The 19,156-nt window shown below is 72.8% G+C and carries 8 protein-coding genes; all 8 read right to left on the bottom strand.

Annotated elements, in window-relative coordinates; genetic code table 11:
* Positions 1 to 194 precede the first annotated feature (194 nt).
* From ACWGDX_RS11740 to ACWGDX_RS11705, 8 genes are read right to left on the bottom strand one after another with little or no spacing between them, the layout of a single operon-like run.
* Positions 195 to 1,106: an LLM class flavin-dependent oxidoreductase gene (locus ACWGDX_RS11740; protein ID WP_453624581.1), complete on the bottom strand. Its 912-nt coding sequence runs from the start codon at positions 1,104 to 1,106 to the stop codon at positions 195 to 197.
* Positions 1,103 to 2,230: a hypothetical protein gene (locus tag ACWGDX_RS11735; RefSeq protein ID WP_453624579.1), complete on the bottom strand. Its 1,128-nt coding sequence runs from the start codon at positions 2,228 to 2,230 to the stop codon at positions 1,103 to 1,105. The genes ACWGDX_RS11740 and ACWGDX_RS11735 overlap by 4 nt, the downstream gene beginning before the upstream one ends.
* Positions 2,227 to 3,588, bottom strand: coding sequence for a DUF6002 family protein (locus ACWGDX_RS11730; RefSeq protein WP_453624577.1), 1,362 nt, complete (start codon positions 3,586 to 3,588; stop codon positions 2,227 to 2,229). The genes ACWGDX_RS11735 and ACWGDX_RS11730 overlap by 4 nt, the downstream gene beginning before the upstream one ends.
* The gene (locus ACWGDX_RS11725) at positions 3,585 to 5,018 is read right to left on the bottom strand and encodes a condensation domain-containing protein (protein WP_453624575.1); all 1,434 of its coding nucleotides are present in this window, start codon (positions 5,016 to 5,018) and stop codon (positions 3,585 to 3,587) included. Before ACWGDX_RS11725 ends, ACWGDX_RS11730 begins: the two co-directional genes overlap by 4 nt.
* Positions 5,011 to 6,255, bottom strand: coding sequence for a cytochrome P450 (locus ACWGDX_RS11720; RefSeq protein WP_453624573.1), 1,245 nt, complete (start codon positions 6,253 to 6,255; stop codon positions 5,011 to 5,013). Before ACWGDX_RS11720 ends, ACWGDX_RS11725 begins: the two co-directional genes overlap by 8 nt.
* Positions 6,252 to 6,983, bottom strand: coding sequence for a thioesterase II family protein (locus ACWGDX_RS11715; protein WP_453624571.1), 732 nt, complete (start codon positions 6,981 to 6,983; stop codon positions 6,252 to 6,254). Before ACWGDX_RS11715 ends, ACWGDX_RS11720 begins: the two co-directional genes overlap by 4 nt.
* On the bottom strand, positions 6,976 to 13,257 hold the full coding sequence (locus tag ACWGDX_RS11710) for a beta-ketoacyl synthase N-terminal-like domain-containing protein (RefSeq protein WP_453624570.1): 6,282 nt from the start codon (positions 13,255 to 13,257) through the stop codon (positions 6,976 to 6,978). The genes ACWGDX_RS11715 and ACWGDX_RS11710 overlap by 8 nt, the downstream gene beginning before the upstream one ends.
* Positions 13,250 to 19,123, bottom strand: a complete 5,874-nt coding sequence (locus ACWGDX_RS11705) for an amino acid adenylation domain-containing protein (protein ID WP_453624568.1) — start codon at positions 19,121 to 19,123, stop codon at positions 13,250 to 13,252. The genes ACWGDX_RS11710 and ACWGDX_RS11705 overlap by 8 nt, the downstream gene beginning before the upstream one ends.
* Positions 19,124 to 19,156: the final 33 nt, after the last annotated feature.

The following is a 19,156-nucleotide window of genomic DNA, read 5'->3' as shown; positions in this document are numbered from 1 at the left end:
GTGCTGTGGCCGGGGAGGTTCGCCGGGGGCTCGCGGCGTCCGGTGGAGGGGGTATCTCCCATGCCGTTCAGGCCACGGGGGAGGATCGCGAGGCGGAGGATCGCGCTCGTACCGGACGTACTCGCGCGACTCCGACAACGCGGCGAGGCGCGGTGCCAGGGCACGCGAGCCCAGCAAGATCCAAACGAGAGGTCCTAGCTCGTCGGCCGGCCGTCTTGAAGTCCGGGCAGCACGTCGGACGCGATACGCTCCAGAACGGCGAGGTCGCCCGCGTAGGGCGGTTCGGTGCGGGGGAACGGCACCACCAGGTCCGTGAAACCGGCCTCCTGGTAGCGGCCGGCCGCCTCGATGAAGGAGGCGACGGAGGCCAGCGGCGGATTCGACCGGTTGCTGTCGAGGACGAGCCTGCGCAGCGAGGCGGCCGGCCGCCCGAGATCCGCGCAGATTTCTTCGAGTCTGCGGACCTGGCGGGCCGCCAGTTCGGGGCTGACCGAAGGGGCGACGAGGCCGGGCTGCGGCGAAAACCCGTTCGAGACCCAGATGTCGGCGTGCCTGGCCGCGAGCCGCATCCCGGCGGGGCCGCCGGCCGCCACGGCGAGCGGGAGGGCTCGCCCCGGACCGTTGTCGGGGTCGGTGCGGGCGGCTTTCGCCTGGAAGTGGCGTCCGGCGAAGTCCACGACGGGCTCCCGCAGGAGGCGGTCGGCGAGCTCGGTGAACTCACCGAAGCGTTCGGCCCGCTCGGCCGGTTCGGGCTCCGGCCGGCCCAGCACCGAGGCGTCGGGCCCGCCGGCCCCGGCGCCGATGCCGAGGGTGAACCGGCCCCCGGACAGGTCGTTCAGGGTCAGGGCCTCCTTCACCAGCGGCAGCGGATGGCGGAAGTTGGGCGAGGTGACCAAGGTGCCGAGGCCTATCCGGCGGGTGATGACGGCGGCCGCGGCCAGGGTGGGCACGGCGGCGAACCACCGCTGGTCGAGCAGATCGCGCCATGCGAGATGGTCGTACGTCCAGGCGTGCGCGAATCCCATCTCGTCGGCCAGTCGCCACGCCTTGCCGCCCTCGGGCCAGCGGGTGGCGGGCAGAATCACCACACCGACGCGCAGGGTCACCGCAGGCCACCGTCCTTCGGCAGACCGGCCAGGAAGTCGTCGAGGTCCACGTGCCGGGCGGCGCTGATGCCGAGGCCCTCCCAGCGCAGGTCGGTGCGTGGCGGTCGCCGCGCGTCGTGGAAGTACACCGCCTCGAACCGGCCGGGCCGCCCCAGCGCGAGCACCGGATTGGCGGTCAGCAGTTCGCGTACGGCCGGGCTGTCCCGGCGGACGCCCAGCCACAGGCGCTTGTTCGCGAAATGGTTGGGGGGCAGTTCGACCCGGGGGTGGAGCTTGCGCTTGAACTGCAGGATTCCCTTGCTGAGAAAGGGCTCCGAACCGGACAGGTCCATGCGCTCGATGCCCTGGCCGGTGGCCCACTGCGCGATCAGCAGGTACGTCGCCATGAAGACGCCCGAGCGGTAGTGCTCGGCGGCGCCGTCGAGGACACCGGCCAGCCTCAGGGTCAGAGTGCGGCCGGTGGGATCCAGTCGGCAGAGCATCCCGGCCCGGCGCTCGCCGTGTTCGGTCACGAAGAAGAGCGCCCCCTGCGCCAGGATCGTGTCATGGGCGGCCCTCGGCCCGACCGACCGGGCGGCGTCCCCGTGCCGGCGTGCCACGGTCGGCAGGTGCATGCGGTGGTAGAAGTACCCGAAGTCGGCGCTGGAACGGGTCACTTCGAGTGTCCATCCGCGCCGTACCCGTTCGCGCGCGAAGCGTTGGCGCTCCTTGCGGGAGACCACCACCGGCCGTGGTTGCCCCGCCGCGGCGAGCGGCAGCACCAGGTGGACCCGGAACGGCGCGATGATCGCGCCGGCTGAGGGAAGGACGGAGGCCCGGCACTTCGAGCAGCCCACGGCGAGGACGTCGGCCTCGGGGGCCCGGCGGCCGGCGGGCTCCGCGGTGAGGCTGCCGGTGGCGAGCCCCGCGGCCCGTGCCCGTTCCTGGAGGAACGGCAGTACGTGGCGGTGTCCGGCCCGGTAGCCGCCGTAGGCGATCCGGAGCGGGCCGGCGTGGAACACCTGCCAGGCGGGCCTGGTGGCGGTGACGGTGTCCGCCAGGTGGCGGGCCGTCGACAGAGCGCGGTTGTCGCTGCCGTCCCAGGCGAACCGGGCGCGCTCCCAGGCGGCGGTCACCGTGGTCACCGGGCGGCCCGCAGCATGGCGTCCTCGGTCGCGGCCGAGGAGGAGACCTCTGTCTGGGCGCCCGCGCGCAGCGGTGGGAGGGTCTCGTCGGTGTAGAAGCCCGAACCGTGCACGAGCAGGTCGGTCCCGGGGGCCACCAGGCTCCGCTCCACCGCCACCATCGCTCCCGCGAGGGCCTTCACAAGGGACCACTCGCGGATGTCGGCCGGGTTCTCGGGGAGCCGGTGGCCGAGCGGTGCGAGCAGGCCGGCGATCTCCTCGTAGCGCTGGAGACACTCGCGGCGCGAGACCACCACGCCGGTGCCGCCGTGCCGTCCGATCAGTGTGTTGATCTTGGCGGAGGTCGGCGGGGCGCTGGTGTAGAAGGTGGCGTCCAGCCGTTCGTCCAGGGTGTCGGTGACGGCGGGAAAGTGTGGATCGTCGTCCTGTCGCCAGGGACCGGTCCGGTCCGGGCGCCGGTAGCGGGGCAGCAGGGCGCGGTCCGTCCCGCCCTTGAGGAGGCTCAGCACCATGTCGGGGGTGGCCAGTTGCTGGACCAGCAGGAAGCCCGGGTGGCGGTGCGGGGCGGTCAGTCCCCATCCGGTGTCGCGGTCCAGGAGGCCGACGCCGAGGTGGTAGCCGAGCAGCCCGTAGGCGCTGGAGACCGCGTGGGTGTGCAGCCGGGGCAGGCTCCCGGGACCGATGGGGTCCAGTTCCGCCTCCGCGTAGGCCCGCAGGGTGTCGGCGATCCGGTAGTTCTCCAGGTCGAGGGTGAACCACGGGGTGAAGCGGGTCGGTTCGGAGCGCAGCCGCTCGTGGACGGACCTGGCGAGGGCCTTCACGTCGTCCGGCCGGCTCACGTCGGCGACGAGCAACGGGTTCGCCGCCCGCAGGGCCGGGTCCGCCGACAGTGGGCCGTCCCTCAGTTTGGGGCGGGAGTGGGCGGGGACGACGGTGAGCACCCGCAGCTCGTCGGGGGTGGCCAGTCCCGCGGCGTAGGCCCGCGCCACGGCGTCGCGCAGCGCCGTGCCCTTGTTTCCCGAGGTGGGGGTGGTGAGCAGCAGCCGTTCGCCGGTCTCCCTGATGTGCTGGACCGCGCGGGCCACGATGTGCAGGGACGCGAAGGTCTTCGCGGTGCGGGTGCCCGGATTCCGCATGAGGTCGAGGAGCGAGATCCGGTGTCCGCGCCAGTTCCCAACCCGCTGGACGGCGACGTCCGAGACCTCGTGGAAGCGGGCCAGGTGTTCGTCCGTCACCGGGAGCCGGAAGCCGACCGGGCCCGTGTTCGACAGCCCGAGCAGTTCCGCGGTGGCGCGGAGCATCGGCTGGTAGCGGGTCATGGCGGCGGCCACGACGGTCTCGGTGCTGACGGCGGTCATGACAGTCTCCGCTTTCCCTCTGTCGTACTCTTCACGGCGTGCCACGCCTCGTCCACGCGCGTCCGCGGATCCGCGAGGCGGCTCACGAACGCCTGCTGGCGGGCGGCGAGGCGGCCGATCGTGGCCTGGGCGAACGCGGCACGGTTGTACTCGATGTATCCGTTGGAGCCCGCGGCGTCGTTCAGGTAGAGCGACGGCAGGTAGTAGCGCGAGTAGGCCTCCTGGTGCCGGGGGTCGAGTACGGCCCGGGGCGCCGAGCCGCCGGGAGCGGGGAACAGCTTCACGGTGGTCTCGCCGAAGGAGGCGGCGGCCGCCGTGCCGGTCGCCGCTTCGAAGACCCGGCCCCGTACCCAGGCGTCGTACAGGTGGATTCCCGGCCAGGGTCTGCTCTGTTCGAAGTCCGGTTTCAGGGCGGCGGCGAGCTCGGTGTACGGCAGGATGTTGCGCTGCGCCTCCACGACCGCGCTACGGACCTGGCGGACCAGCTCACCGACCGTGTCCTTGGGCCGTACCAGGACGGGGATGAAGATGTTGTCCAGGAAGTAGCCGAGCTGGTCGTCGTCGGCCTTGAGGTCCAGGCGGGCGACACTGGACCCGATGACCACGCGCTCCGCTCCCCCGGTGCGGGCGAGCACCGCGGCGTACGCGGCGAGGTTGAGCATGAACGGTGTCGCCGAGTTGCGGACGGATACCTCGCACAGCTGCCGCGGGGTGAGCGGGCTGCGGAAGTTCTCCTCCTCGAACGAGATCAGCGCGGGCGGGGTGGCCGAGTGGTCCGTCGGGAACGGCAGCCGTCCGGGCAGGGGCAGCAGCCGGTCGCGCCAGTACTCGACGCGCGCCCCGGCGTCGGCGGCGGGCCTGCGGGATTCCTCGGCGAAGTGCCGGTACTGCTGTTTCAGAGGGGCCAGGTCCTCGCCCTCGTACAGCCGGCCCAGCTGGCGCAGGAAACCGACCAGGGAGACGCCGTCGATGATCAGGTGGCTGAAGGACAGCGAGAGGACGTGCAGCGACGGCGCGACCCGCACCAGCAGGCAGCTCCACAGGGGGCCCGCGACCAGGTCGAACTCGCCGCCCTGGTCACCGGCGACCAAGGCGCGGGCGGCGGCGAGCCGCCGATCGCCCGGCACCGTCTCGGCCAGGTCGACGTAGGCGAACGGCGGTTCGAGGTCCTCGGCCACCTTCTGCAGCGGCGCGGGACCGAGATCGGTCAGTGTGGTGCGCAGCGGCTCGTGTCGTCCGATCATGAGCTCAAGGGCCCGCCGGAGCCGGCCGGGATCGAGACCGCCGGCGAGTTCGACGGCGATGGAGGGATTGCCCCGGGAGGCGATGCTCCGGCCGAACGAGCGGAAGCGGATTCCCTCCCAGAGGAACTCCTGCTGGACGGAGAGCGGGAACTCTCCTGTCGTGGCGGCGGAGCCGGGGTCACTCATCCCAGACCACCGGCAGCTCGTGCACTCCGTAGATGTTGACCTTGTGCCGGAAGGGGATGCTGTCGAGGTCGACGGCGAGCCGCAGTGCGGGAAACCGGCGCAGCGTCCTGGTGATGACGATCTGGAGTTCCAGTCGGGCGAGGGCGGCGCCCAGGCAGAGGTGGGGGCCCCAGCCGAGGGCCAGGTTGACCCGCTCCTTGCGGTGGATGTCGAAGGTGTCCGGGTCGTGGAACTCGCGCTCGTCCCGGTTGGCCGAGGAGAGCAGGACCATCACACCCTCGCCGGCTCGGATCAGGGTGCCGCCCACCTCCACGTCCTGGGTGGCCACCCGGGCCAGTGAGGGGGTGATGGTCAGGTGCCGCAGCAGCTCGTTCACCGCCGGGCCTGTCAGCCGCTCGTCGTGGCGCAGTTCGGCGAGCTGCTCCGGGTGCTGGAGGAGGGTGAGGATGCCGAGGCCGATCATGTTGACCGTTGTCACGTGGCCGGCCACCAGCAGCAGGCGGGCCAGGTCGGCCGCCACCTCCGGTGTGCAGGCGCCGGTACGCACGTGGTCGGTCACCAGGCGGCTGATGATGTCGTCGCCGGGTGTGTCGAGTTTGGACCGCACCACCCGGTCCATGTACCGGCCGAGGTCGGCCACCGCCTCGTCGATCTCTTCGGCGGTGGAGGTGGCCCGCAGTGCGTCCGCGGTGCGCTCCTGGAGGAAGACGTGGTCCGCGTACGAGACTCCCAGCAGGTGGCAGATGACCAGTGAGGGCAGGGGCATCGCCAGCGCCGGAAGGAGGTCGGAGCGGGCCGGGCCGCGGGCGATGTCGTCGAGCAGCCTGTCCGTCAAGTCCTCGATGACAGGGCGCAGTTCCGCCACCCGCCGCCCGACGAACTCGTGGTTGATCATGTCCCGGTAGCGGGTGTGGTCGGGCGGGTCCATCCGGATCAGCGTGCTGTGGGCCCGCCGGACCGGGAATCCGGGCAGGCGTGAGTCGGAGCTGAAGCGGGTGTCGGCGAGGATCTCCCTGGCCTCCTTGAACCGCGTGACCAGCCAGGCCGGCCGGTCGCCCGCGAAGGAGAGCCTGGCCGGCACCACCGGGCCCCGGGCCCGCAGCGCCTCGTACTCGGCCGGGGGGTGGAAGGGGTCCTGTCGCTGCATCGGGTAGCTGACGACCGGGCACTCGCCGGGCTCCACGTGGTCTCCGTCATGGGGTGTGTCGCGCTCCGCGCGGCTGGGCGGGTGGTTCATGAGGTCTCCCTGGCGCGGTGGTCGCGCAGCCGGGCCCTGATCTCGCCGATGACCTCGGGCGGCTGCTGCTCGATGAAGAAGTGGCCGCCGGGGACCGACCTGATGTGGAAGTCCCCAGTGGTGAAGGCGCGCCAGCCGGCGATCTCACCGAATCCGGTGGAGCGGTCCTGCCGGCCGGAGAAGGCGACGACGTCGGCGGCGATCGGCGCGTGCTGGACGGGCTGCGCCGCGTACCGTTCGAATGCCCGCAGGTCCGCACGGAGCATGGGCAGCACCACGGCCTGTGCTTCGGGGTCGCCGCTCAGGGCGGTGATGGCGCCTCCGTACCGGTCGGCGACAGCGTCCAGGAAGTCGGTGTCCGCCAGGTCGGTCACCGGTGGGTTGCGGGGCAGCCTGCCGGGAGCCGCGCAGGCGCAGAGCACCACGGCTTCGGGGGGCCGGCCGGCCTGTTCGGCGGCTCTGGCCAGTTCGAAGGCCACCAGAGAGCCCAGGCTGGTGCCGCACAGGACGAAGGGCAGGTCCCAGGAGGGGGACAGTTCCTCGGTCAGTGCGGCCACCAGGTCGGGCACCGAGTCCAGCAGGGGCTCGGCCGGGCGCATCAGGCGCCCGGGGTAGTCGACGGCGACCACCTCCACCCCGGGCCCGAGGCCGGACCAGCCGCGGTAGGCGAGGCTGCTGCCGCCCGCGTAGGGAAGGCAGAACACTCTGGCCACGACGGGTTCAGGCATCGGGTGCCTCCGTGCCGAGCTCGTCGTCGATGAGCCGGGCCAGCTCCCGCAGCGGTACGTCACCGAGGATGTTGGCCGGTGCGATGCGCACGCCAAATTCCTTGCGGATCCGGGCCACGACCTGGGTCGCGTACAGCGAGTCGCCGCCGAGATCGAGGAACTGGTCCTCCCTGCCGACCGCCTCGATGCTCAGCACCCCGGCCCAGATCGGGCCGAGCCGCTGCTCGGTGTCGCCCTCCAGCGGCGCGAAGTCGTAGCCGAGTTCCGGGCGGGTGTGCGCGAGTGCGGACTCCGTGTTCCGCAGGACGTGTTCGGCGACGACCAGGTCGTCGCCGGCCGCGGCGAAGCTGCGGGCGCTGGCCAGCAGGTGGGCTCCGCCGACGGCGAGGGCGGTGTGGAAGGCCGCGGTGCCGGAGGCCGCGGTGATGCCCTCGGCGGTGGCTTCCCCCGGCCGTCCGGTCTGCTCCTGGGCGCCCGGCCGGCAGACCACGACCTTGCCGATGTGCTGGGCCCGCGACATGTAGGTGAACGCCTCCTGGACCTCGGCGATGTCGAAGGTCCGAATCGGCAGCGGCTGGATGATGCCCTTCCGCAGCAGTGCGGCGGCCTCGGTGAACGCCTCGTCGAGGGCGGACTCGTCCTCGGGGTAGTAGGCACTGAACGTACGGCCGGTGCTGAACAGACCGAGGTCGAGCAGGCTGCCCTCGACGATGTCGCGGCGTCCGAGCTCCACGAACCGGCCCCGCTCGCGCAGGGTCCGCAGGCCGGCCGGGATGAAGTCGCCCCCCAGGGAGTTGAGGACCACGTCGACGCCTCCCGCGGCGACCGTCTCGCGCTCGAAGGCGAGCGAGCGGGAGTCCATCACCGTGCCGACGCCCTGGGCGCGAGCGAAGTCCCGCTTGGCCTGGCTGCCCGCGGTGCCGAACACCTCGGCGCCCAAGTGCTGGGCGAGCTGGGTCGCCGCGAGACCGACGCCGCCGGTGACGGCGTGCACCAGCACCCGCTCGCCGGCCTTGAGCCCGGCGAGATTGCGCAGGCAGTCGTATGCGGTGGTGAAGGCGACCGGGATGGAGGCGGCCTGGGCGAAGGTCAGTCCGTCCGGGATGGGCGCGGTCAGCGCGGCACGGACGACGGCGTGGTCGGAGAAGCAGCCCGAGCCCAGGGCCAGCACGGGGTCGCCCACACGCCGTCCGGTCACGCCCTCGCCGACCGCCCGGATGATCCCGGCGCACTCGAGGCCGAACCGGAAGTCGTGGTTGCCCGCGTCGAGCATACCCGTGGCGATCAGCACCTCCTTGAAGTTGAGACCGGTCGCGAGCACCTCCACCCGGACCTCTCCGGGGCCGGGCTCGGCGCGCTCGGTCTCGACCAGACGCAGTGCGGCCAGGTCGCCGATATCGGTGGAGACCAGGCTGCGGTTCGCCGCCGGCTCGGCCGCCGTGAGGGAGTCCGCCAGCTCGTCCGGATCGACACCGCGCAGCGAGTAGCCCATCAACTCCATTACGGGGTCGCCGTGTTCGTCCTGGATGCGGACGTCGAACAGCACCGAGGAGTCCTGCCCGGCGGCCCTGCGCGCGATGTGGCTGCGGATGCGGGCCGGCATCGGGCGGTGGACGGTGATGCGCTCGTACGACATCGGCAGGTGCGGGCGGTCGCTGACGTGGCCGAGCAGGCTTCCCGCGGCGGTGTCGAGCAAGGCCGGGTGGACTCCGTAGCGTCCGAGGTCGCCGTGGTGGGGCTCGGGCAGTTCGGCCTCGAGGACCAGCTCACCGGGGCCGGTGAGCACACTGCGTCGTACGTTCGCCCAGCGCGGCCCGAAGGAGGTGAGCGGGTTACCCGGCGGGATGTCGTCGGGGGTGTCCGCGGCGGGGATCGTGATCGGGGTGGACACCGGGGCCGGTCCCGAGGTCCGGCCCACCAGACCGGTGGCGTGTTCGCGCCAGGCCGAGCCGTCGCGCCGGCTGAGCAGGGTGGCCTTCAGTTGGTCGCCGCGCCCCTCGAACCGGATGGTGAACTCGGTGGTCCCGCCCGGGGGTACCTGAAGCGGGCGGAGCAGGTCGAGCTCGCGAATCTCGACGGCGGGCACACCGAGGCGGCGTTCGGCGGCGGCCCGGATGAACTCGACGACGCCCGTTCCGGGCAGCACCGGGTGCCCCGCGACATGGTGCTCGTCCACTATCCAGTCGGTCCCGGCACGCAGTTCACCGTGATACTCGGCGGCGTCCTCGCCCACCCACTCGGCGCTGAAGACCGGGTGGTCGATGGCGGTGGAGCGTTCGGCCAGCGAACGCCGGGCCTCGTCGACCGCCATGCCGACGTCCGTCCACGCGTCGTACCCGAGGCTGAGGGTGCGCCGGCCGGATGCGTCGCGCCGCTGGGCAAAGCTGTCCAGGAACGCGTTGGCGCCGCAGTAGTCGACGTGACCGATGCCGCCGACCACCGAGGACACCGAGGAGCAGAGCACCAGCCAGTGGGTGTGCTCGTCGGCCACCACCTCGTCGAGGACCAAGGTCCCCGCCACCTTGGGGGTGAGGACCCGGTCGACGTGCTCCGCGTCGACCGTGTCGATCAGTCGACCGCTGGAGACACCGGCCGCGTGCACGATGCCGGTGAACGGCCCGTACTCGCGGCGCAGTCGGCTCATCGCGTCCCGGTCGGCGGCGTCGGCCCGCACGGTGTGGACCCGTGCGCCGGCTGCCTCCAGCCGTGCCAGGCCTTCGAGACGGCGGCGCAGGGCGGCGGGGGTGGTGTCATCGGCCAGCAGCCGCCGGGCCTCCTGGGCGGACGGCAGTTCGGTGCGGTGGGTGAGGACGAGGGTGATGCCGGCCGCGTGCCGGGCGGCCTCCTCGGCCAAGGCCAGTCCGATGCCTCCGAGTCCGCCGGTGACGAGATAGCGTCCGCCGCGCTCCCAGGGGGTGCCGTGGGTGTCGGCCTCGGCCGGCTCGTAGTGCAGGGTGTGGCGCTCCCCGCGGTAGGCCACAGTGCCGGTGGGCCCGAGGTGCCGCAGCTCGGTGGCGAGCAGGCGGCCGGCGGTCTCGGTGGCCGCGGCCGGGTCGAGGTCGACCTCGGTCACCCGGACACCCGGGTACTCCTGCGGCAGGACCCGGGCGGGACCGGTGAGCAGGGCCAGTTCGGGGCGTGGCCGTTCCTCGGCGGTGAGTTGCCGGGCGCCAGTGGTGGCGATCAGGACGTCGACGCCGGTGCGGCGGCGCCCCGCCAGGCCGCGCACGATGCGCAGCACCGGCCAGAAGGCCTCCGCGAGGACGTCGTCCACCAGGGTCCGTAGCGGGGACTCGGATCCGGCCGGGCGGTCCTTCGGTATCTGGAGCACGGTGTCGAACTCGCCGTGGTCCTGCTCCAGGGTGTCCAGGAGGGCCGCGGTGTCCGGGGTGCCGGCTTCCTCGGGGGACAGCGCGACGACGGTGTGGCCTTCGGCCCGCAGCGCGGCGACCACCGGGTGGCCGGTGTCGGGAACCAGGGCCAGCACGCGGCGCGGCGCGGCCGGGGCGCCGGTGTCCGGTTCGAGCGGGGTGAGGTCCCAGCGCGGGCGCTGGACCAGGCCGCGCCTGTGCAGCGGCAGCGGGGAGGAGGGCAGGACCGGGGTCGTGGGCTGTGCGGGCAGGTCCGTCCAGTACGTCGCACGGTCGAAGGGGTAGCCGGGAAGGGCGACCCGGCGGTCGGAGCGGCCGGCCAGCTGCCGTTCCCAGTCGACCCGGCCGCCGTGGGTCCAGACCGCGCCGACCAGTTCGGCCGTCGATTTCGGCTCGGCGGCACGCTCCTTCTCCACCCAGGGGGTGACAGCGGCTGCCTCCGCGGCGCCGTCGGCCTGGCGGAACATCCCGCCGAGAGCCCGGCCGGGCCCCGACTCGACGATCAGGGCGGGACCGAGCGCGAGGACGGCGCGCGCGCCGTCCAGGAAGCGCACGGCATGACGCAGGTGGCTGACCCAGTACTCCGGGTCGGCCATGGTGCCGGGGTCGGCCATCGCTCCGAGGAGGGTGGAGGCCAGTGGCCGGGTGGCCGGACGGTAGGTGGCCGAGTGCGCGACCTTGCGGAACTCCTCGACGATGGGCTCCATCAGCGACGAGTGTGCGGCGAGCGAGGTCCCGAGCACCGTATGCAGCAGGTCGGTGTCGGCAAGCTGGTCGTCGAAGCGGGCGATGGCCTCGACGGGGCCGGACACCACGGTCTGCTCCGGGGCGTTGACGGCGGCGATGTCGAGGTCCGGCGGCAGGATGCGGCGCAGCTCCGCCTCGGGGAGGCCGACGGCCATCATGGCGCCCGGTTCGGTTCCCGTGTGCATGAGCCGGCCGCGGGCGGCTACCAGCCGCAGCGCGTCCTCGGGCGTCAGCACCCCGGCCAGCGCCGCCGCGGCGTACTCGCCGATGCTGTGGCCGATCATGACGTCGGGTTCGATCCCGGCGGCGATCAGAGCGGTGGCCAGGGCGTACTCGGTGATGAACAGCGCGGGCTGGGCGTACAGGGCCTGCCGCAGCAGCACCGCGGCCTCGGGGCGGTCGCTCTCCTCCGGGAAGAGGACGGTGCGCACGTCGAGCCCGTCGGTGGCGGCCAGCTGCTCGGACAGGGTGTCGACGGTCTCGCGGAAGACGGCGTCCGAGCGGTAGAGGTCGCGTCCGGCGTCGACGTACTGTGCGCCCTGCCCGGGGAAGGCGAAGACAACCGGGAGTTCACTGTCGGGTGCCGGGGACGCGGCGGGCTGTGCGGCGGTCAGCAGCGTGGCGGCCTCGATGGTGGTGTCGGCGGTGACGGCGAGCCGGTGCCGGGAGCGGCGGCGCCCGGTGGCGAGCACCCGTGCCACCTCTCCGAGCCTCAGCTCCGGGCTCTGCCGCAGATGGGCCGCGAGGGATCCGCGCAGTCGGTCGAGGGCCCGCGGGGAGTCCGCGGAGAGCACCAGCGGGGTCGGCCTGGCGTCCTCCGGCTCGGGCCGGGGGCGCCGGGGCGCCTGTTCCAGGACGACGTGGGCGTTGGTGCCGCCGACGCCGAAGGCGCTGACACCGGCGCGCCGGGTGCCCTCCCAGTCGGTCAGCTCGGTGGGTACGTAGAAGGGCGAGCCGCCGAAGGCGATGTCCGGGTTGGGGGTCGTGAAGTTGGCGACGGGCGGGATCTGGCCGCGTTCGAGGACGAGCACGGCCTTGATCAGTCCGGCGATGCCGGCCGCCGGGCCGAGGTGGCCGATCTGCGCTTTGACCGCGCCGAGCGCGCAGTAGGGGGCCGGCGCGTCCTGGACGTCGAAGGCGGAGATCAGCGCGGCGACCTCGATGGGGTCGCCGAGGGCGGTTCCGGTCCCATGGGTCTCGATGTATCCGATGGTGCGCGGGTCGACCTGGGCGACCCGCTGGGCGCGTGCCACGACGTCGGCCTGTCCGGCGATGCTGGGCGCGGTGAAGCTCATCTTCTCGGCGCCGTCGTTGTTGATGGCGGAGCCCTTGATGACCGCGATGACCCGGTCGTTCGCGGCCAGGGCGTCGTCGAGGCGCTTGAGGGCCACCACACCGCCGCCGTTGCCGAACACCGAGCCGCCGGCCCCGGCGTCGAAGGGCCGCAGGTGTCCGTCCGGCGAGCAGATCGAACCCTCTTCGAAGATGTAGCCGTTGACCTGAGGGGTGTGCACGTTGACGGCTCCGGCCAGAGCGAGGTCGGTCTCGCCGAGCAGCAGGCTCTGGACGGCCAGATGGACGCCGACGAGGGCGGTCGAGCAAGCCGTCTGCACGTTGAGTGAGGGTCCGCTCAGACCGAGGCGGTAGGAGACCCGGGTGGCCAGGAAGTCCCCGTAGTTGCCGATGTCCGCCTGTAGTCCCCGGATGGATCCGTCCAGGAAGTCGGCGTGATCGAAGTGCGGCTCGATGTAGCGCAGGTAGGCGTGCCGGCCGCCGCCGGCGAACACTCCGATGTCGCCGGGACAGCGGGCCGGATCGTATCCGCTGTCCTCCAGGGCGTGCCAGCAGAGCTCCAGGAAGAGCCGGTGCTGGGGATCCATCAGGCGGGCTTCGCTCGGAGCGATGCCGAAGAACTCGGCGTCGAAGTCGCCGGAGTCCTCGATGAGGCCGCTGACCTTGATGAAGGCCGGGTCGCGCAGTAATTCCTCGGCGACGCCCGCGGCGCGTAACTCCTCGTCGGTGAAGGTGGTGAGCAGTTCCTCGCCCGAGCGGATCCGCTGCCAGAAGGTGTCGGCGTCGGCTGCTCCGGGCAGTCGCAGCGCCAGTCCGACGATGGCTATGTCGGTGGAAGCCGTGTCCGGCCGGTCGTCACTCACCCGTGTTCTTCTCCCGTCCCCTGGCCAGCCTTCGCCGGGCGGCCGCGGTTGCGATTCGGTTGACGTCCCGGCCAGGGGTTCCTGAGGGAGCCTCCTGCCGGGCTTCGGTGCTTCCGCCGGTCAGGAACGCGGCGAAGCCGCGGGCGGTCGGGAAGCGGAACAGGTCGTGCATCACGAAGGGCTGCTCGAACGCGGCCCTCAGTTTCAGATAGAGCGTCAGAGCCAGCAGTGAGCTGCCGCCTGCCTCGAAGAACGAGATGGTCGGCGAGGCGACGGGCCGGCCGAGGACTGTGCCCCACACGGCCAGCACCCGCCGTTCGGACGGTGTGAGCGCGGTGGGCGGACCCGGTCTGGGCCGGATGGGCCGCGGGGCCCGCAGCGCGCGTGCGTCGACCTTGCCGCTGGGGGTCCGCGGGATCCGGTCGAGGAGCTCGACGTAGCGTGGCACCGCGTACTCGGGCAGCTCCACCCGGGCGTGCTCCCGCACGGTGGCTGCCGTGACCCACGCTCCGGCGGGCACCACGTAGGCGGCGAGTTCGGTGCCGGCCCCCTGGGTGTGTACCGCTTGGACAGTGCAGGCGCGCACACCGCCGTGCCGGAGCAGCACCGCGGCGACCTCGTCCGGCTCGACACGGTAACCGCGCACCTTCACCTGGTCGTCCAGACGTCCGGCGAACGCCAGTTCGCCGTCGACGACACGGACGAGGTCGCCCGTCCGGTAGGAGGAGGCACCGTGCGCGGTGACGGTGAACCGGTCCCCGTCGGGCGCGGCCGCTCCGTCGGCCCCGAGGTAGCCGGCGGCTACCGGGACGCCACCGATGTGGAGTTCTCCCTGGGCGCCGCGCGGCACCGGCCGGCCGAGCTGGTCCAGGACGCGGGCCCGCACCCCCGCGATGGGCTGACCGATCGGCGGGCGGTCCGGCCATGAGGCGGGGACGGGGCCGAGCCGGTGGCTGGTCACCACGTGCGTCTCGGTCGGCCCGTACTGGTTGACCAGCTCGGTGCCGGCCGCCGCGCAGAAGGCCCGGAGAGTGTCGTCGACGACCAGTGCCTCGCCGGCGAGCAGCAGGTGGGTCAGCCGGGCCGGGGTACGGCCGAAGGCCTCCCAGGCGGCGGCGAGCTGGTGCAGGGCGACCGGCGGCAGGAAGCCCACCTCGATGTCCTGGTCGACGAAGAAGTCCAGCAGGGCCTGGGAGTTGCGGCGGACCTCGTCCGGTACGACGTGGAGGGTGCCGCCGTGCACCACGGTTGTCAGCATCTCCTGGACGGAGACGTCGAAGGCGAGCGGTGCGAACTGGCCGATCCGGCGGGGTGTGGCGAACTCCGGCTGGGCCGCCTGCCAGGTGATGAGGTTGGCCATGGCCCGATGCGGCATGCTCACCCCCTTCGGCTCGCCGGTGGAGCCGGAGGTGAACAGGACGTACGCCTCGTGGTCGGGGGCGGGCTCGAACCAGGCGTCCGGTTCGCCTGGGGTGGCGGACACGGCCGACCCTGCGGAAGGCACCGCGCGCGCGGTGGGCGGCTTCTGCCCGGACCCGCTCGCGGCGGTGCTCCCGCTGTACTTCGCGCCGTCCTCGTCCGATTCCGCGAGTACCAGCTCGGGTCCGTGCCATCCCACCTGTTCGGCGGGGAGGGCCTCGGACCGCAGTGCCAGCGCGCAGTGCGCTGCCGCCAGCACGGCGCGGCGGCGGGCGGCCGGCAGTCCGAGGTCGATCGGGACATAGGTCGCGCCCAGGGACCAGAGGGCGAGGAGGGTCACCAGCGGGTCGGCGCCGCGCTCCAGGAAACAGGCGACACGCACGGCGGGGGTCACGCCGAGGGCCCGCAGGCGCCGGCGGAGCCCTTCGACGCGCCGGGCGATTCGCCCGCGTGTCCACTCCTCCCCTCCGGCGGTCAGGAGGAGCGCCTGTGGATCCGTGCCGAGCCGCTCGGCGAGCAGGGGCACGAGCGATCCGGCGGCAGCGGCCGGCGGGCCGGGCGCCGGCTCGGCGGTGGCGCCGCGGTCCTGGGCCCACCGGGCGAGAGTGCGGACAGCCGGCTCGTCGGGCGCGGTGGTCGCCTGGTGCACGAGCCGCCCGAAGAAATCGGCGTAGCGGACGGCGAGTTCGTCGCCCGGCCGGTCCGTGTGATGGCTGACCGAGAGGGTGGCTGATCCGCCGAACGGGTCCTCGTGCACCGCCACCAGCAGCGGGAAGTCGGTCTCTTCGTCGTAGCGCACGTCGCTGAGCCGGATACCGGCCCGCGCCAGACGGTCGTACACGTGGAAGTCGGTGTAGTTGAACGCCGTCGGTACCAGCCCGGACGATCCGGTCTCCGCCTGGATGCGCTCCAGTGGCAGCCTGCGGTGGGCGTACAACCCGGTCTCGTTGTCGAAGACCGAGACCAGCAGCTCGCGCCAGTTACGGTCGGCCACCTCCGCACGCAGCGGAACGGTGTTGAGGAAGAGCCCGAGTCCGGTGTCCCCGCCGGCCTCCTCCAGGCGGCCGCTGGTCACCAGGCCCGTCAGCACCTCGGTCTCCCCCGACAGGAAGGAGAGCGCGGCGAGGTGAGCGGTCAGATAGGCGCTCTTGAGCGGCACCCCGGACGCCCGTGCGAAGGCGGCGAAGCGCTCGGTGAGCTCGGCGGGCAGTGACCGCTCGACCTCCACCAGGGGCGGCGAGGCGGCCGGGTTTCCGCCCGGGAGCGGCGTGGGCCGCGCGCCGTCGAGGTACCCGCGCCAGAACGACCGGTGCCGCTCGTCGCTCTCCGCCGTCTCCTCCAGCTCCGCGTAGCGGCGCATGGTGTTGTCGGGGGTCCGGGCCGGGGCGGGCGATCCCTCCCGCAACCGGGCGTGGGTGAGGAGGAGTTCGGTGACGAGTGAGGCGGCGCTCCAGCCGTCGAGCACGGTGTGGTGCACCGACAGGGACAGCACACTCTCCCGGTCGCCGGTGCGGTGGACGAAGATCCTCAGCAGGCCCGGCGCCGACCAGTCGAACGGCCGTCGGCGCTCCTCGGCCGCCCACGCCCGCAGGTAGGCGCGCCGGTCGTCCGCCGGACGGTCCCGGAGATCGGCGAACGTGCACGCGAGCTCGGTGGTGCCGTGGACGACCTGCAGCGGTCCTGAGGGGTGGTCGACGGCGAAACCGCTGCGCAGCGCCGGGTGGGCGGCGACCGCCTCGTGCAGGGCGCCACGGAGCGGGTCCTCCTCAAGGTGCTGGTTCACGGTGTAGCTCAGGACGTCGTGGTAGACGTGTGAGCCGTCTCGTACGCCGTGGAGGAACATGCCGCGTTGCAGCCGGGTGGCGGGGAACGCGTCGACCGCCCCGGCGGGCAGTCCGTCCGGCAGCGGGCGGGCGTGATCCGGGGACGGCTCTGCCGTGGCAGGCGGGTCCGCCGCGTGCAAGGTCGCGGCGAGCGCCCGGGGGGTGCGGGCCCGGTAGATCCGTGGCAGGTCCGCGTCGAATCCGGCCGCGCGCAGCCGGGCCACCAGACGGACCGCGGTGATCGAGTCTCCGCCGGCCTCGAAGAAGTTGGCGTCGCCGGAGATCCGCGGCAGCCCGAGCACTTGGGCCACGGCCTCGGTCACGGTGCTCAGCGCGGGAGGGTCGGTCCGCGGTGCCTGTGCTTCGGCGGGCCGGCCGGCGTCCCGCGCGTCCGGGTGGGCATCCGGGTGGGCATGTCCCGCGGCGTCCGCGAAGGGGTCCGGCAGCCGCGCGGTGTCCAGCTTCCCGTTGGGGGTCCGCGGCAGTTCCGTCACCAGGACGACGCCGGCCGGCACCGCGTACCGGGGCAACCGTCCGGCGGCGAAGTCCCGCAGCTCCTCGGGAGCGGGACGGGCCCCCGTGCGGGTGGGCACCACGGCGGCCGCGAGCAGCGGCGGGCGGTCCGGCCTGCGGATCACCCAGGCCCGTGCGGAGAGCACGGACGGATGGGCGAGCAGGGCTGCCTCGACCTCTCCGAGTTCGATCCGGTAGCCGCGGATCTTGACCTGCTGGTCCAGGCGGCCCAGGTACTCGATGGTGCCGTCGGGAAGCCTTCGTCCCTTGTCGCCCGAGCGATAGAGCCTGGCGCCGTCCACGGCGGAGTACAGGTCCGCGGTGAAGCGGGCCTGCTCGGACTCCGGGGCGGCCGCGTACCTCGGGGCCACGCCGGGCCCGCCGACATGGATCTCGCCCGGTACCCCGAACGGCGCCGGGCGGCCTTGCCGGTCCAGCACGTACACCGGAGTGTCGGGCAGGCCGGTGCCGATCCTGGAGCGCCCGTCGCGGACGTCGGCCGCGCTCAGTCGGTGGAAGGTGCTGTGCACGGTCGTCTCGGTGATGCCGTACATGTTGACGAGCGTGGGTGTCCGCTCGCCCCAGCGCTCGAACCAGGGGGCCAGGGCGGCGGGGTTGAGCGCCTCCGCGCAGAGTACGGCGTACCTGAGCAGGGCGAAGGCCGCTCCTCGCTCCAGTGCGGCGTCTCGGAAACCGTCGAACGCGGTCGGAGAGATGGTGAGCATGGTGACGCCCTCGTTCTCCACCAGGGTCACCATCGCCTCGGGGTCCCGGGCCGTGCCGGACGGGGCGATCACCACCCGGCCGCCGTGCAGCAGGGCCCCGTATATCTCCCATACGGAGGCGTCGAAGGTGATCGCGTGGGCGTTGAGCCAGGTGTCCTCCGTGCCGAAGCCGAAAAGGTTCCGGGTGGTGGTGAAGAGCCTCACAACACTCCGGTGTGCGACCTCGACGCCCTTCGGCCGGCCTGTGGAGCCGGAGGTGAACAGCAGGTAGGCGGCGTCGTCCGGCGAGCCGGCGGGTGCGGGCCCGGACTCCGCCGCGGGTAACCGGTGCGGCAGCACTTCCACCGGTGTCCCCGCCGGTGTCACGGATCCGGTGTCGTCCGTCACCAGTACGGCGATGTCCGCGAGTTCGGCGACGACGGCCTGCCGCTCCGGGGGCGCGGTCGGGTCGATCGGCACATAGGCCGCACCGGTCTTGAGCACAGCCAGCAGTACGGTCACGAGGTGGTCGGGACGCTCCAGCCGTACGCCGACGCGCCGGCCGGGTCCGATTCCCTCCTCGACGAGGCGCAGCGCGAGCCAGTTCGCCTGCTCTCCGAGCTCCCGGTAGGTGAGCTGCCGGGCCCCGGAGGAGACCGCGATCCGGTCGCCCTGGCGAGCGATCTGACGCTCCATCAGTTCTTCCAGGCGCGCGTCGACCGGTTCGGTGACGCACTGGCTGAGTGCCAGCAGTTCGGCCTGCTCCCGCGCACCCGCGAGGTGCAGGGTGTCGATCCGCGCTTGCGGCCGGCGCGTTCCCTGGCTGACCGCCCGTCCGGTCTGCTCGGCGATGCGGCGCGCGGTGACGGCGTCGAACACGTCTGTCCGGAACTCGTAGCCCAGCCGGTTGTCGTCCGGCCGGGCGATCAGGTGGAGTTCGGTCGGGGCCAGGACCTGACGCACTGGTCGCGGGCTGGCCGGGCCCAGCGGGTCCGGGCCGAGGCCGGGTCGGCCGAGGACCGAGACGACGCAGGCGGGAGCGGACTGCGCCAGCCGGGCCCGCAGCCGAGCTCCGGTCAGTCCGCGTGCCTCCTCCAACGCCCCCTCCGCGGCCGTCAACGCCGTCGCGAAGGTGGGCTCTTCGCCGAGATCGAGATGCAGCGGCAGCACACCCACCAGGTCGCCACGCAGATAGGGGACACCGACCACGACCCGCTGGAGTTCATTGTGTTGGCCCAGCACTACGGCGAAGGCGGCCAGCAGATCAGGTAGTTCGCATCCGTACTCGAGCTCGCCCGCCGCACGGCGGAAGGACGGGGCCGGCGGTCTGGCGGACAGGAGCGGGAAGGAGTCGGCCTCGGCGCCCCGTTCGAGGTGCGCGCTGAGGCCAGGATCGGCGAGAGTCATGTGTCCCCAGGCGATTGCGGGCACGCCGTGGCA

Source organism: Streptomyces sp. NPDC055025, from assembly GCF_053608565.1.
The sequence above is the reverse complement of the archived record's forward strand: the minus strand, read 5'-3'. Positions and strand labels throughout refer to the sequence as shown.